We start from the raw sequence: 13,890 nt of genomic DNA on the forward strand, positions 1-13,890 counted from the left end.
ATTCCTCATGGCCCCTGCGGGCTCTTCACGGTGCGATGTTGTGGTTCAGGCGGAACAGGTTGCCCGGGTCGTAGCGCCGCTTGAGGTCCCTGAGCCGGTCGTGGTTCGTGCGGTAGTTGGCCCGTACGCGGTCCTGGTCGTCGCCGTCCATGAAGTTCACGTAGCCGCCGCCCATGGAGTGCGTCTCCAGCGCCCCGTGGAAGGCGCGCACCCAGCCCTTCTGGGCCTCGCACTCCTCCCGGGTGGTCAGCGTCGGGCTGAGCGCGATCGCGTAGTCGGCGTCCCGGTAGGAGAAGGCGGTGTCCTCCGGGCCGACGCGGTGGCAGGCGCCGTCGATGGGGAAGACGACCGTCACGCTCTGGATCGAGGGTGTGGCGGCGCCGTACTGGACGAGGGCGTTGACGGCTCCGTCCGGCAGACCCTGGGTGAAGGAGCCCTTCCAGTAGTGGTAGAGCCCGGCGGGCACCAGGTCGTCGAAGAGCGTGTTGATCACCGGGTAGGGCATGCGCTCCAGGTGCCGGCCCACCACCGGCCCGAGTGCGGCGATCCGGTCCCGGATCTCGTCGTCCTCGTCCGGCGGCCCGCTCCAGCAGGCGATCACGCCGCACAGCGGCCGACCGTGCCAGCGCTCCGGCAGGAACGGCACCGGCGGTCCGAGTCCTACGACGAACACGGCGCCGAGCCGTTCGTCCGCCTCGGCGACCAGCTCCCGGTAGCGGCGGATCACATCGGCGTCGAGCGGGAAGAAGGTCGGCCCGCCGAGGATGTCGGCGACGGGATGCAGCCGGTACGCGAACGACGTGACGACCCCGAAGTTCCCGCCGCCCCCGCGCACCGCCCACATCAGGTCGCCGTGCTGGTCGTCCGTGCAGGTCATGAAGGATCCGTCGGCTGTCACGAGGTCCACCGCGACCAGGTTGTCGCAGGCCAGACCGCAGCGCCGGGCCAGATGGCCCAGGCCGCCGCCGGTCGTCAGTCCGCCCACGCCGGTGGTCGAGACGATCCCCCCGGTCGTGGCCAGCCCGAAGGCATGGGTGGCGTGGTTGACGTCCGCCCAGGTGCAGCCGCCCTCCACCCAGGCGGTGCGGGCGTCGGGGTCGACACGGATCCCGCGCATCCGGCCGAGGTCGAGGACGACCCCGCCGTCGCAGGTCCCGTAGCCGGGGACGCTGTGGCTGCCGCCGCGCACGGCGAGCGGCAGGCCCTGGTCGCGGGCGAAGTCCACCGTGGCGATGACATCGCCCGCGTCGACGGCCCGCACGATGATCGCCGGCCGCCTGTCGTGCATGGCGTTGTAGACCTTGCGGGCCTCGTCGTAGGCCGGGTCGCCGGGCTGGACGACGTCGCCGCGCACGGCTCCGCGCAGCCGGTCCAACAGCCGTTCGTCGAGGGTGGGTGTGTAGGTGGCCATGACCCCACCTGCTTTCCGCTCCGGGCTCGGGAAGAGGTACCTCTCCGGTCTACGCCGGGGCACCGGCGCGTTCATCGCCGGAATCGCCCATCACCGGTGGGCCCGGCATGGGCAGAACGGCCCATGGGGGCCGCCTTCAGGTGAGGCCGTGCTCGTACGCGTACGCCGTCGCCGCCGCCCGCGAGGACACGTCGAGCTTGGCGAAGATGTTGTTCAGGTGCCGGGCGACGGTGTGCTCGCTGATCACCAGCTCGGCGGCGACGGCCCGGTTGGTGCGGCCCGCCGCGACCAGCCGCAGCACCTGGATCTCCCGCTCGGTGAGCCCACCCGGCCGCGGCCGGCGCACATCGGCCAGCAGGGCCGCGGCCCGGCGGGTGTCGGGTACGGCGCCGAGCTGCCGGAAGGTCTGTTCGGCGGACCGCAGCTCCATCCGGGCGCCCTCGTCGTCCCCGGCGGCCCGGTCGGCGGCGGCCAGGGTCATCCGCGTCTGCGCCGCCTCGTACGGCACCCGCAGCTCCAGCCACAGCGTGAGCGCCCGACGCAGTCGGGGCAGTGCGCGGTCGAGGTCACGGGCCGCGAGGGCCAGTGCGCCCGAGGCCGCCGCGGCGCTCGCGTGCAGCAGCGTCGTCGACGAGCCGCACCGCCGCTGCCACTGACGGGCCAGGGTCCGCAGCTCCTCGGCGGCCGCGCGCGCCTCGGCCGTCCGGCCCAGCGCCAGGGAGACCTCCACCTGGGCCGCGAGCAGTCTGCAGCGTTCGAGACCGCCGGCCCCGGCCGTGTCGGCGAGCGCGAGCCGCAGGGCCGTGGCCGAGGCGTCGGCCTTGCCCTGGGCGAGCCGCAGCAGGGCGAGACCGGGCTGCGGGTCGCGGCCGAGCTCGTGGGTGCGGTCGTACGACTGCTCGGCCGCCGCGAGCTCGCCGCGCCGCCGCTGGATCTGGCCGACCACATAGACCGCCTCGGCGGCCATCCGCCGCTCGTACGGCAGCAGTTCCGCGCAGGTCCGCTCCGCCTCGGTGAGCGCCTCGGGCCAGCGGCCGTGCAGCTCCAGCACCTCGACCCGGTGCACCCGGCACAGCCCGCGGAAGTTGTTCTCGTCCGGCATCGCCGCGCACCAGCGCATGGCCGCGTCGGTCCATTCGGCGGCGCGTTCCAGATCGGCGCAGGCCATGGACTGCTGGAGGCCCAGGCAGTAGATCCACCCGGTGAAGAAGGAGCTGAGCTCACCCGCCATGGCCGAGCACATCGCCTCGTCCAGCAGAGCGAGCCCTTCACCGACCCGCCCCTGGGCCACCAGTACGCCCGCCTGTGCCTGGACGCTCATGGCGAGCAGATCAGGGCTGCCGCGGCGCCGCGCGATCCCGGCCATGCGCCGGGCCGTCGCCATCGCCTCGTCGAACGCGCCGCGCCGCTGGGCGTCCTCGGTGTCGACCCAGGCGAGATAGCACTGCTCGACGCACTCCGGCTCACCGCGCAGCTGCCGCCGGGCCCGGCGCAGCCAGCCGGCGGCCACGGCCCCGCGCCCCGCCAGCTGGTGCTCGTAGAACAGCAGCCAGGCCATGTGCCCCGCCCGCCGGGCCGCCCCCGCCTCGACATACCCGGAGTAGGCCCGCGTACGGTGCGCGATCGACTCCTCGACGTGGCTCGTCCACCAGGCGGCGTCGGCGAACGCGGCGCAGTCGTCGGGGGTGAGGCAGGCCGGGTCCAGGCCGCCCAGCAGCCGGTAGGCCGCCGCCCACGCCTCACGCGCGACGGCGTCCCTGGCCTGCCGCAGGGTGTCCGCGGCCGCCCTGTCGATCGTCCGCTCCGCCATCCGCGGCTCCCTTCTCGCGCTCCGCGAGCAGGACCGGCCCCTCACCAGAATAGGCAGGGCGAGCGGAGGGAGTCAGTGAGCGGACACCTGGAGCGGTGCCGGGTGCTCGTGGTCGCAGGTGTCGTCGATGCCGTACGTGTCCCAGGCCGGGAACGGGTCGTCGGCCGGAAGCCCCTCGCCGTCGGTCATCAGGCAGTCGGCCAGCGCCGCCCGGAGCGCCGCCGCGTCCAGCTGCGTGCCGATGAGGACCAGCTCCTGTGCGTGGGGCGCGTCGGTGTCGTGCGCCGCGCTGGGCTCGAAGCGGGCGACGGAGCCGGCCTGCGACCACAGCCCGGTCACCCGCGGCCGGCTGGCGAGGGTGAAGAACCCCTTGGAGCGCAGCACCTTGCCGTACGCGCCGCTGTCGAGGCGCTCGGTGACGAAGGTCCACAACCGCCCGGGGTGGAAGGGGCGTTCGGAGCGGAACACGGTGGAGGAGATGCCGTACTCCTCGGTCTCCGGCACATGGTCGCCGTTGAGCTCCCGTACCCAGCCCGGTGCCTGCTGGGCGCGTTCGAGGTCGAACAGCCGGGTGCCGAGCACGTCCTGGAGCGCCACGCGTCCCTGTACGGCGTCGACGAGCCGTGCGGCCGGGTTGAGCCGGTGCAGCGCCGCCCGCAACTGGTCCGCCGTCCCGTCGTCCACCAGGTCCAGCTTGTTGAGCACGATGACGTCCGCGAACTCGACCTGGTCGACCAGGAGGTCGCTGACGGTGCGCTCGTCGTCCTCGTACTGGTCGAGGCCGCGCTCGGCGAGTTCGTCGCCGCTGTCCAGCTCGGTGAGGAAGCCCGCGGCGTCCACGACCGTGACCATGGTGTCCAGGAGGGCGAGGTCGCCGAGGGTGGCTCCGTCGTCGCGGGCGAAGGCGAAGGTGGCCGCCACCGGCATGGGTTCGGAGATGCCGGACGACTCGATGAGGAGATGGTCGAAGCGGCCCTCGCGGGCGAGCCGGTCGACCTCCTCCAGGAGGTCGTCACGCAGGGTGCAGCAGATGCAGCCGTTGGTCATCTCGACCAGGCGCTCCTCGGTCCGCGACAGCGCGGCCTCGCCGCCCCGCACCAGCGCGGCGTCGATGTTGACCTCGCTCATGTCGTTGACGATGACCGCGACGCGCAGTCCCTCGCGGTTCGCCAGGACATGGTTGAGCAGGGTCGTCTTGCCCGCCCCGAGGAAGCCGGACAGGACGGTGACGGGCAGACGGCGGTCGTACGGCATGTCCGGTCAGCCCTCGGGGCGCAGCAGTCCGCGCTCGTACGCCTTCACCAGGTGCTGCGGCACCAGGTGGCGTACGCCGTCGACCGTCACGGGCACGAGCTGCGGCGTGGTGGCCTTCCACTGGGCGCGGCGGTGGCGGGTGTTGCTGCGGGACATCTTCCGCTTGGGGACAGCCATGTCGGACCTCCTCGGTGGGTGAACACCGAGGAGGCTATATGAAAATGGATCCCATTAACAATTGACCGTTGTTTCCCGGGGCTGCTCCGGCGGGCTAGTCCTTGGTGCCCACCAGCATGCGCACCTCGAACTCCGTGTACGCGGCGTCCTCCTGGGGCTGCCGGCGTTCGCCCAGCACCGTGCCGAGCCAGCCGAGGAGGAAGCCCGCCGGGATGGAGACGATGCCCGGGTTCTGCAGCGGGAACCAGGCGAAGTCGGACTCCGGGTAGAACGAGCCCGGCGTGGCGGAGACCACGGGGGAGAACAACACCAGCAGGACCGAGCAGGCCAGGCCGCCCCAGAGGCTGAGCAGCGCTCCCTGGCCGGTGAAGCGGCGCCAGAAGAGGGTGTACACGATCGTCGGCAGGATCGCGGACGCCGCGATGGCGAAGGCGAGGAACGCCAGCGTCGCGGTGTTGGCGCCCCAGGACACCAGGGCGAGCATCATCGCCAGGATGCCGATGACGGCGGCGGACAGCCGGGCGACCATCAACTCCTCGGTCTCGCTCGCGCGGCCCTTGCGGATCACCTCGCCGTACAGGTCGTGGGCGAGGGAGGTGGCGGCGGCGAGGGTGAGGCCGGCGGCCACGGCCAGCAGCGTGACGAAGGCGAGGCAGGACAGCAGGGCCGTGAGGACGCCGCCGCCGAGGGCGTTGGCCAGGAGCAGCACGGCGGCGTCGCCCTTGTGGTCGGTGTTCGAGATGGTCTCCCGGCCCACGACGGCGGTGGCGCCGAGGCCGAGGACGCCGGCCGCCAGGCAGACCAGGCCCACCAGGCCCACCGCCCAGACGACGGAGGAGCGCAGGACGTCGACCTTACGAGGGGCGAGCAGACGCATCACGACGTGGGGGAGGGCGGCGAGGCCGAGGACGATCGCCAGTTGCAGGCTGAAGAAGTCGATCTTGCTCGAGGTGCTGACGCCGTAGCGCAGTCCGGGCTCCAGGAACTGGGTGCCGGTTCCGCTGTTGTCCGCGGCCGCGGACAACAGGGCGCCCGGGTTCCAGTCGTAGTGGTGCAGCACCATGACCGCGGTGACCGTCACGCCCGCCACCAGCATCACGGCCTTGATGATCTGGATGACCGTGGCTCCGGGTGCGCCGCCGATGGCCGCGTACACGATGACGATGGTGCCGATCACGATCACGCACAGGGTGCGGGTCGCCGCGCTGGGTTCGCCGGTGAACTGGGTCAACAGGGCGATGCTGCCGACGAGTTGGGCGACCAGATAGAGAGTGGTGATGGCCAGGGTGCACACGGCGAGGGCGAGTCGCGCCGGTCGCTGCAGCCGGGGCAGGCGCATGGCGAGGGTGTCGCCGAGGGTGAACCTGCCCGCGCGGCGCAGGGGTTCGGCGATCAGCAGCAGCACCATCATCCAGGCGACCACGGTGCCGCCGAGGTACATCAGCCCGTCGTAGCCGGTCAGGGCGACCAGTCCGGTGCTGCCCAGCAGGGTCGCGGCGGACAGGTAGTCACCGCACATCGCGAGGCCGTTGCGCAGCGGGGACATGGTGCGGTTGCCGAGGTAGAACTCGCTGATCTCGTCGCGCTGAGGGGCCGTCAGCAGTGCCATGAACAGCGTGACCACGACCACCGACAGGAACAGCACGAACGTCAGTTGCAGGCTGAACCGGTCGACGATGCCTTCGGACATGGTCACCACGTGCGGTACCCCCCGGAGCCGGGGCGGACGGTCTGTCCGGCGTCGCCGTGCGAGCCCGCCTGTTGCTGGTGCAGTCGTGAACTCAGGCCGCGGGCGAGCGGATCGACCCGGGTGCGCATGTGCCGTACATAGCACCAGGCCGTCACGCCCATCACGACGAACTGCCCGAGCCCCAGGGCGAGGCCAAGCGTGAGGGCCCCGGCCAGGCGCTGGTTCATCAGGCCGGGAACGGAGTGCGACAGCAGGACGTACAGCAGGAATCCGCCGACGGACAGGAGCGACGCGCGGACGCCGAACCCGCGCTGGGCGCGGCGCAGAGAGTGAAATTCAGGGTCTTCGGATATGCGCTGGGGTGGGGCAGGCGCGTTATTCGGCGAACCGTATGTGGAGCCGTATGTGGAGCCGTATGTGAAAGAATTGTCGTGCCATGGTGAAAAATCGGGCACAGGCGCACCTTCTTCGCTGCGTCATGCCGAACACACTGGTGAGTGCGGGCTTGGTGGGGGGACGGTCGGAGCGGCGAAAGCCGGAAGCCGGAGTATGTCAGCGGGCTCTTTCAACAATCAACCGGCTCTGTGAATTGCCGAACCCCGGTGGCGTGTTCACGCCCCTCACGATTCATCGGCGATCTTCTGTGGCCTGGGAAGAAAGGCCGTCCCGGAGATAGTCCGGACCATGCCTTTCGGCCGGTCTGTCTCAAACAGGACCCAGGAGGATCCCTGAAGCCCCTTTAGGGTGAGAGATGTGACGGACAGCAACGAGCGCCCGATCGCCGTGTTCGACCTGGACAACACCCTCGCCGACACGGCACATCGGCAGCACTTCCTGGAGCGCAGGCCCCGGGACTGGGACGCCTTCTTCGCGGCCGCCCCGCAGGACCCGCCCATCGAGGAGGGCATCGCCCTGGTCCGGGAGAGCGCCGAGGAGTGCGAGATCCGCTATCTCACCGGGCGTCCCGAGCGCTGCCGGCGCGACACCCTCGACTGGCTCGCGGCGCACGGACTGCCCGACGGGCCGGTGTACATGCGGCGCGACAACGACCGCAGGCCCGCCCGGCGCACCAAGCTCGAGATCCTGCGCCGCCTCGCCCGCACCCGGGAGATCCGGGTGCTGGTGGACGACGACGAACTGGTCTGCGAGGACGCCGAACGGGCCGGCTTCACCGTCGTACGGGCGCGCTGGACCGCCCCCTCCGCCGCGCTGAAGGCGGCACAGGAGCGGGAGGGGCGGACCTGAGGACCAGGCTCCTGGCCGCAGCCGCCTAGTCGGACTCCTCCAGGCGGAAGCCGACCTTCATGGTCACCTGCCAGTGCGCGATCTCACCGTTCTCGAGCTGGCCACGCACCTCGACCACCTCGAACCAGTCCAGGTTGCGCAGGGTCTGCGAGGCGCGCGCGATGCCGTTGCGGATCGCCTGGTCCACGCCCTCGGGCGAGGTCCCGACGATGTCCGTGACCCGGTAGGTGTGGTTCGACATGTGGGTGCTCCTCTCACACGCGTCACTCCACCGTGCCCCAAGGCGCGGCATCGCGCGAGCCGTCCGTCAGCGGGCCACGCTCAGTGACAGCGCGAAGCGGCCCTGACGGTCCGTCCACCAGTGCGACTGCTCCAGCCCGGCCGCCGACAGCTCCGCGCCCACTCCCTCCTTGCGGAACTTCGCCGACACCTCGGTGCGCATCTCCTCGCCCGCCGCGAAGTCGACGGCGAGGTCGAGCGCGGGCACCTTCACCGTGTGCGCCGTGCGGGAGCGCAGCCGCATCTCGATCCACTCGTTGTCCGCGTCCCAGACGGCGACGTGGTCGAAAGCGTCCGGATCGAAGTCGGCGCCCAGCTCCCGGTCGATGACGGTCAGCACGTTCTTGTTGAACGCGGCCGTCACCCCGGCCGCGTCGTCGTACGCCGCGACCAGGACCCGCTCGTCCTTGACCAGGTCCGTGCCGAGCAGCAGCGCGTCCCCGGGGGAGAGCAGGGCGCGCACCGAGGTGAGGAACGCGGCCCGCTCGGCCGGCAGCAGATTGCCGATCGTGCCGCCGAGGAACGCCACCAGCCGCGGACCCGGCGCCTCCGGCAGACCGAGGCCGCCGGTGAAGTCGGCGATCAGCGCGTGCACGTGCAGAGCCGGCCGCTCCTCGATGAGCGCGTGCCCGGCCTGGGTGAGCGCGCTCTCACTGACGTCGACGGGCACATACGTGTGCAGCCCGGTCAGCGCGTCGATCAGGTAGCGCGTCTTCTCCGAGGAGCCGGAGCCCAGTTCGACCAGGGTGCGGGCGCCGGTCGCGGCGGCGATCTCGCCGGCCCGGTCGACGAGGATCTCCCGCTCGGCGCGGGTGGGGTAGTACTCCGGCAACTCGGTGATCTTCTCGAAGAGTTCGCTGCCGTGCGCGTCGTAGAACCACTTCGGCGGCAGCGTCTTGGGAGTGCTGGTCAGGCCCTTGAGGACATCGGCGCGCAGGGCCGCGTCGGTGGCGTCCTCGGGCAGGGTGCGGGTCAGCAGGAACGGACTCACGTGCTGGGCTCCTTGGACGGTGCGGGGACCAGGGGGTCGCTGGGTTCCTTGAGCGGGGTGAGCAGCACATCGGTGCGGCTCGCCGCGAGGAGGGTGCGGTCGGGGACCTGAATCCAGTGCGGATCGTCGTCGTAGGGCTCGGAGGCCACGACGGTGCCGCCGCCGGGGCGGGTCAGATACCAGAGCGTGTCGCCCCAGGCGGTCGCGGCGATGGTCTCGCCGCTGGTCAGCAGCAGGTTGAGCCGGGAGCCGGGGGCCGCCTCGGCGACCTCCAGGACCGTGTCGGCCAGCGCCTGCCCCTCCTCGTCGCCGCCGCGCAGCCGCGCGAGGACCAGCGCCCACACGAACGCCGAGTCGTTGCGGGCCTCCAGCGACAGCAGGTCCACGGCGGGCAGGCCGGAGACCAGGGGCGTCAGCGAGCCGGGCCATCCCTTGACCGCGCCGTTGTGGCTGAACAGCCAGGTGCCCGCGGCGAACGGCGCCGCCGCGGCCTCCTGGTCGGCACCCGCCACCGTCGCGTCCCGTACGGCGGCGAGCAGCGCGGTGCTGCGGACGACCCGGGCGAGATCGGCGAAGGACACATCCGCCCAGATGGGCCCGGCCCGGCGGTACCGCGCCGGCACCGGATCCCCCTCGGCGTACCAGCCGACCCCGAAACCATCGGCGTTGACGGTCCCGTACCGCTGCCGCCGAGGCGCCCAGGACTGGCGGTACAGGCCGTGCGGTGGCTCCACCAGGAGTCCGCCGAGCGGCTCCTCGGGGCCCAGATAGGCAAGGTGACGGCACATCAGGCGTCTCCCGCCGAGCGGGCCGTGCGGAACCCGGAGAAGATCTGCCGCCGTATCGGATAGTCCCAGTTGCGGAACGTGCCCCGGCAGGCCACCGCGTCCACGGCGAACGAACCGCCGCGCAGCACCTTGTACTCGGGACCGAAGAACACCTCCGAGTACTCCTTGTACGGGAAGGCCTGGAACCCCGGGTACGGCAGGAAGTCGCTCGCCGTCCACTCCCACACGTCACCGATCAACTGCCGTACGCCGAGCGGCGACTCGCCCTCCGGGTAGCTGCCCGCCGGCGCCGGGCGCAGATGCCGCTGGCCGAGGTTGGCGTGGACCGGCGCGGGATCGGCGTCGCCCCACGGGTAGCGCATCGAGCGGTCACCGGCCGGGTCGTGGCGGGCCGCCTTCTCCCACTCGGCCTCGGTGGGCAGCCGCCGCCCGGCCCAACGGGCGTAGGCGTCCGCCTCGTACCAGCACACGTGCAGCACCGGCTCGTCCGGCGGCACGACCTCGGTGACGCCGAAGCGGCGCCGGAGCCACTGCCTGCCGTCCCGGTGCCAGAACAGCGGGGCGTGGATCGAGTGCTGCCGGATGTGCGCCCAGCCCTCCGGCGTCCACCAGTGTTCGGTGTCGTAGCCGCCGTCCTCGATGAACGCCTGGTACGCGGCGTTCGTCACCGGCGTGGTGTCGATGTGGAACGGCGCCACCTCGCGCCGGTGCGCCGGGCGTTCGTTGTCCAGCGCCCAGGGTTCGGTGGAGGTGCCCATGGTGAACGGGCCGCCGGGGACCAGGACTTCGGACGGCCCCGTGAACAGGGGCACCGGATCCGGGTCGGGGGCGGTCAGGGCTTGCGGCCCCCTGCGGAGCTGATGGGTGATCAGCATCGTCTCGTCGTGCTGCTGCTCGTGCTGCGCGATCATCCCGAAGGCGAAGCCCGCCTCGGTCAGCCGCGTCCCGTGGAACGCGGTGCTCTCCAGGATGTCCAGCACCCGACCGCGCACCTCGGCCGCGTAGTTCCGGGCCTCGCCCGGCGGCAGCAGCGGCAGCGAGGGGCGTTCGGCGCGCGGGTGCTCGAAGGCGTCGTAGAGGCCGTCGATCTCGGGCCGCATCGCCTCCCGCCCGGCGACCGCCCGCAGCAGCCACTGCTCCTCCTGGTTGCCGATGTGCGCGAGGTCCCACACCAGCGGCGACATCAGCGGCGAGTGCTGGGCGGTCAGGTCGGGGTCCTCGACACAGGAGGTGAGCAGGGTGGTGCGGGCACGGGCGGTGGTCAGGGTGGTCAGCGCCCGCTCGCGGAGCGTGTCGACGTCGAAAGCGGGGTCGGTCATGTGCGGATGTCCTTCCCATGCAGGGTGCGGTCCGTGCCGTAGAGCTCGTCCAGCAGGTCGTCGGCGGGGCAGCGGCCCCTTGCGACATAGCGGTCCTGGTACGCCGCCACCGCGTCCATGACCTCGGCCGTGGCCCCCAGCCGGGGCAGGGCCTGTAGCGCCGCCGCGAAACAGGTGTCCGCCACCTCCCGCAGCTCCGGGTCGGCGAGGCCCGAGCGGGCCGCGTCGGTCCACAGCGGGTTGTGCGGCGCGGGCAGCGACAGCGCGCGCTCGGCCAGCGGCTTCACGGCGCGGTAGGCGGTCTCGGCCGCCTCCGGGTCGTCGAAGAGCGCGGTCGTCACGGCGAGCGGCACGATCCAGCCGTCCTCGCCGGGCTGGGCGTCGATCATGCGCAGTTCCAGATGGCCACGCGGTCTGACCGGCGGGAACAGTGTCGTGAGGTGGTAGTCGAGATCCTCCTGCGTGGGCGGTCTGGGCACCCCCGATCCGGGCGCCCTCGATCCGGGCGCCCCCGATCTGGTCCACTCCCGGAACGACAGCCCGTCCGGGACGTCCCACGGGCCACCCTCCCGGCGCACGCACATCACCGGCGCGTCCAGGACGTGCCGCGCCCAGACGGCCCGAGGATCGCCGTTCAGCGGGGGAGCGCCCGCGCGGCCCGGGCCGATCTCCATCCACAGCAGCTGCCGGGTGGAGAGCCAGCCGGTGGGCTCGCTCCCGGCCAGCGGGGAGTTGGCGAACGCGGCGACCAGGACCGCGCCGAGCTGGTGCGCCAGCCACCAGCGCCGCCCGTGCCCGAGGGTGCCGGGCTCGTCGTATCCGGCGTCCAGGCACACCTGGACGGAGGCCGAGGTGCACATCATGGCGCGGCCGGCCGGACCCGCACGGTCCAGATACGCCTCCATCGCGTCATAGCGCGGCTGGCGCAGGAAACGGCGGGGCGAGTGCCAGGGATCGTTGCCGATGCCGACCAGAGCGAGACCGTGCTCGCGCAGGACCGCGCGGGCGGCGTCGAGGTCGGCGGAGACGGTACCGATGCACTCCATCAGGGAGGCGGCGGGCGGCGAGCTCAGCTCCAGCTGGCCGCCGGGTTCGACGGTGAGCGCCGACCTCAGGGGCACGGTCCGCAGTGCGGCGTAGGCCGCTTCGAGTCGTTCGGGTGTCACGGGGAGCCGCGGGCTGCGCAGCTCATGGACGAGCCATTCCACTTCGACCCCGAGCGTGCGGGGTGGGCCGGTCTTGAAGCAGATGCCCCGGACCAGGGCCTCCACCTCGGCTTCGGTGACCGCGGTGCGAGGCTGCTCCGTACAGCCACTGACCGAATCGGACATGTCGGGATCCTCCTGAGAGTCCAGGGTGCAGTGCCACCGGCCCGGATCTTGTGGGGCCGGGTCGGCACACTCGTCCAACCCAAAACCCTCTCGCCGCTTCGCACAAGAGTGCGTAGCGGCGCGTTCCGGAGCGGTAACTTCCGCGCTCCGGGCGTTGGCAGGGGCTTTCCCGGTCGTTCTCGGTCGGCTGTGGGGCCCGGGAATTCTGTTGCACCGCATCACCAGCATCGCTCACGATGCGTGGGTGAGCACGACGGGGGAGATCGCGGGCGGCCCGAGCGGTCGCGTGACCATGGCGCGCACGGGGGTGGCGCCATGAGCGCGCGCCTGCGCGGGATCGCGCGGCAGACGGAACAGATCGTGGCGGCGGGCGGCTACCGCGCGCCCGGCGGCCATGAGGTGACCATCGGCGCGGCGATCGAGGCGGCGCGGGCCGGTACGCGCATGTACGGGCCCGGGCCGCTGCCGCTGCCCCGGATCTCCCGCATGGAGACGTTCTTCGAGGTCACGGGCGAGAGCAGCCTGGAGGCGGCCCGTCGGCTCGGCGCCGGGACCGCCGCATTGAACTTCGCCTCGGCCCGCAACCCGGGCGGCGGCTTCCTGAACGGCGCCCAGGCCCAGGAAGAGGCCCTGTGCCGCGCCTCCGCGCTGTACACCTGCCTGATCGAGGCCCGTGAGTTCTACGACCACCACCGCGCCCACCGCGACGCGTTCTACACGGACCGCGTCATCCACTCACCCGGCGTCCCCGTCTTCCGGGACGACCGAGGCGGCCTGCTGGACGAGCCGTACACGGCCGGCTTCCTGACCGCCGCCGCCCCGAACGCGGGCGTCATACGGCGCAGGACACCCGAGCGCACGGGCGAGTTGCCGCGGGCCCTGGCGATCCGCGCCGAGCGCGTGCTGGAGACGGCCGCCGTGCACGGATACCGGCGGCTGGTGCTGGGCGCCTGGGGCTGCGGGGTGTTCCAGAACGACCCCGCGCAGGTGGCGGGGGCGTTCCGGGGACTGCTCGGGCCCGGCGGACGGTTCGCCGGGGCCTTCGAGCACGTGGTGTTCGGGATCCTGGACCGCACACCCGACAGCCCGGTGCGCGCCGCGTTCGCCCGGGCGTTCCCGGAGCCTCAGGTCCAGCCGTAGCGCTCGTGCAGCCGCCGCCTGACCAGGTTGAACCGCCCCCGGTCCAGGGCGCATGCCTCCCGGCGCATGCCCTGCTCGTGCAGCCGGAGGATGCGGTCCACGTCGACCCAGGAGTCGCGCCCCGATCGGTCCCACGGGCCGCTGCCGATAGCGACCCACTCCCGGTCCCCGTCATGCCGTTTGCTCGACAACTGCACGGCGAGGAACGTGCCGCGGGCCTCCCGTGCGACGACGAGCACGGGGCGGTCCTTGCCCCTGCCGTCGTTCTCCTCAAAGGGAACCCAGGTCCACACGATCTCGCCGGGGTCGGGGTCGCCGTCGTGCGCGGGGGAGTACTCCGTGCGCACCTTGCCGACCGCGCGGGGGTCGGCCTCGGTGGTGGCGGTGGGGCCGGAGCGGCCCGGTACGTTCTCGTCGGTAAGGGTGCTCACGGGGGCACCTTAGGGGCCGGCCCA

14 protein-coding genes are annotated in these 13,890 nt (G+C 72.1%); 2 read left to right on the forward strand and 12 right to left on the reverse strand.

The genetic code is table 11. The features are described from left to right. Positions 1-25: 25 nt before the first annotated feature. From IM697_RS19385 to IM697_RS19410, 6 genes are all read right to left on the reverse strand, one after another. Entirely contained in the window at positions 26-1,411 is a 1,386-nt protein-coding gene (locus tag IM697_RS19385) for an FAD-binding oxidoreductase (RefSeq protein ID WP_194048962.1), read from the reverse strand. A 136-nt stretch (positions 1,412-1,547) separates the two neighbouring features. After that, positions 1,548-3,221, reverse strand: a complete 1,674-nt coding sequence (locus IM697_RS19390) for a LuxR family transcriptional regulator (protein WP_194048963.1) — start codon at positions 3,219-3,221, stop codon at positions 1,548-1,550. A 72-nt stretch (positions 3,222-3,293) separates the two neighbouring features. After that, a complete protein-coding gene (locus tag IM697_RS19395) occupies positions 3,294-4,475 on the reverse strand; it encodes a GTP-binding protein (protein ID WP_194048964.1) in 1,182 nt (393 codons plus the stop codon). Positions 4,476-4,481: 6 nt separating this feature from the next. Beyond that, the gene (rpmF, locus tag IM697_RS19400; protein ID WP_194048965.1) at positions 4,482-4,652 is read right to left on the reverse strand and encodes a 50S ribosomal protein L32; all 171 of its coding nucleotides are present in this window, start codon (positions 4,650-4,652) and stop codon (positions 4,482-4,484) included. 94 nt (positions 4,653-4,746) lie between these two features. Further along, entirely contained in the window at positions 4,747-6,342 is a 1,596-nt protein-coding gene (locus tag IM697_RS19405) for a sodium/solute symporter (RefSeq protein ID WP_407699634.1), read from the reverse strand. 2 nt (positions 6,343-6,344) lie between these two features. Continuing rightward, entirely contained in the window at positions 6,345-6,797 is a 453-nt protein-coding gene (locus IM697_RS19410; RefSeq protein WP_228044761.1) for a DUF485 domain-containing protein, read from the reverse strand. A gap of 298 nt (positions 6,798-7,095) precedes the next feature. On the opposite strand from IM697_RS19410, the gene IM697_RS19415 reads away from it, so the two are divergent. Beyond that, positions 7,096-7,587 carry a phosphatase domain-containing protein gene (locus IM697_RS19415; RefSeq protein WP_194048967.1) on the forward strand — a complete coding sequence of 164 codons (492 nt, stop codon included), beginning with the start codon at positions 7,096-7,098 and terminating at the stop codon, positions 7,585-7,587. A gap of 25 nt (positions 7,588-7,612) precedes the next feature. Here the strand turns inward: IM697_RS19415 and IM697_RS19420 are convergent, their stop codons facing one another. From IM697_RS19420 to egtA, 5 genes are all read right to left on the reverse strand, one after another. Then, the gene (locus tag IM697_RS19420) at positions 7,613-7,828 is read right to left on the reverse strand and encodes a dodecin (protein ID WP_194048968.1); all 216 of its coding nucleotides are present in this window, start codon (positions 7,826-7,828) and stop codon (positions 7,613-7,615) included. 66 nt (positions 7,829-7,894) lie between these two features. Then, positions 7,895-8,857, reverse strand: coding sequence for an L-histidine N(alpha)-methyltransferase (gene egtD, locus IM697_RS19425; protein WP_194048969.1), 963 nt, complete (start codon positions 8,855-8,857; stop codon positions 7,895-7,897). After that, positions 8,854-9,645, reverse strand: coding sequence for an ergothioneine biosynthesis protein EgtC (gene egtC / locus IM697_RS19430; protein ID WP_194048970.1), 792 nt, complete (start codon positions 9,643-9,645; stop codon positions 8,854-8,856). The genes egtD and egtC overlap by 4 nt, the downstream gene beginning before the upstream one ends. Then, positions 9,645-10,964 (reverse strand): ergothioneine biosynthesis protein EgtB, encoded by a 1,320-nt coding sequence (gene egtB / locus IM697_RS19435; protein ID WP_194048971.1) that lies wholly within the window; start codon positions 10,962-10,964, stop codon positions 9,645-9,647. Before egtB ends, egtC begins: the two co-directional genes overlap by 1 nt. After that, positions 10,961-12,295, reverse strand: a complete 1,335-nt coding sequence (gene egtA, locus IM697_RS19440; RefSeq protein WP_194048972.1) for an ergothioneine biosynthesis glutamate--cysteine ligase EgtA — start codon at positions 12,293-12,295, stop codon at positions 10,961-10,963. The genes egtB and egtA overlap by 4 nt, the downstream gene beginning before the upstream one ends. Positions 12,296-12,610: 315 nt before the next feature. Between egtA and IM697_RS19445 the strand changes: the two genes are divergently transcribed. Next, the gene (locus IM697_RS19445; RefSeq protein ID WP_194048973.1) at positions 12,611-13,435 is read left to right on the forward strand and encodes a TIGR02452 family protein; all 825 of its coding nucleotides are present in this window, start codon (positions 12,611-12,613) and stop codon (positions 13,433-13,435) included. Here the strand turns inward: IM697_RS19445 and IM697_RS19450 are convergent. Then, a complete protein-coding gene (locus IM697_RS19450; protein ID WP_194048974.1) occupies positions 13,420-13,866 on the reverse strand; it encodes a type II toxin-antitoxin system PemK/MazF family toxin in 447 nt (148 codons plus the stop codon). The genes IM697_RS19445 and IM697_RS19450 overlap by 16 nt on opposite strands. Positions 13,867-13,890 lie beyond the last annotated feature (24 nt).

It is taken from the genome of Streptomyces ferrugineus, from assembly GCF_015160855.1.
Lineage (GTDB): Bacteria > Actinomycetota > Actinomycetes > Streptomycetales > Streptomycetaceae > Streptomyces > Streptomyces ferrugineus.

Excerpts from the sequence above, each read along its gene's own strand:
- IM697_RS19385 (WP_194048962.1), bottom strand. The coding sequence starts at position 1,411 with ATGGCCACCTACACACCCACCCTCGACGAACGGCTGTTGGACCGGCTG.
- IM697_RS19390 (WP_194048963.1), bottom strand. The coding sequence starts at position 3,221 with ATGGCGGAGCGGACGATCGACAGGGCGGCCGCGGACACCCTGCGGCAG.
- IM697_RS19395 (WP_194048964.1), bottom strand. The coding sequence starts at position 4,475 with ATGCCGTACGACCGCCGTCTGCCCGTCACCGTCCTGTCCGGCTTCCTC.
- rpmF (WP_194048965.1), bottom strand. The coding sequence starts at position 4,652 with ATGGCTGTCCCCAAGCGGAAGATGTCCCGCAGCAACACCCGCCACCGC.
- IM697_RS19405 (WP_407699634.1), bottom strand. The coding sequence starts at position 6,342 with ATGTCCGAAGGCATCGTCGACCGGTTCAGCCTGCAACTGACGTTCGTG.
- IM697_RS19420 (WP_194048968.1), bottom strand. The coding sequence starts at position 7,828 with ATGTCGAACCACACCTACCGGGTCACGGACATCGTCGGGACCTCGCCC.
- egtC (WP_194048970.1), bottom strand. The coding sequence starts at position 9,645 with ATGTGCCGTCACCTTGCCTATCTGGGCCCCGAGGAGCCGCTCGGCGGA.
- egtB (WP_194048971.1), bottom strand. The coding sequence starts at position 10,964 with ATGACCGACCCCGCTTTCGACGTCGACACGCTCCGCGAGCGGGCGCTG.
- egtA (WP_194048972.1), bottom strand. The coding sequence starts at position 12,295 with ATGTCCGATTCGGTCAGTGGCTGTACGGAGCAGCCTCGCACCGCGGTC.
- IM697_RS19445 (WP_194048973.1), top strand. The coding sequence starts at position 12,611 with ATGAGCGCGCGCCTGCGCGGGATCGCGCGGCAGACGGAACAGATCGTG.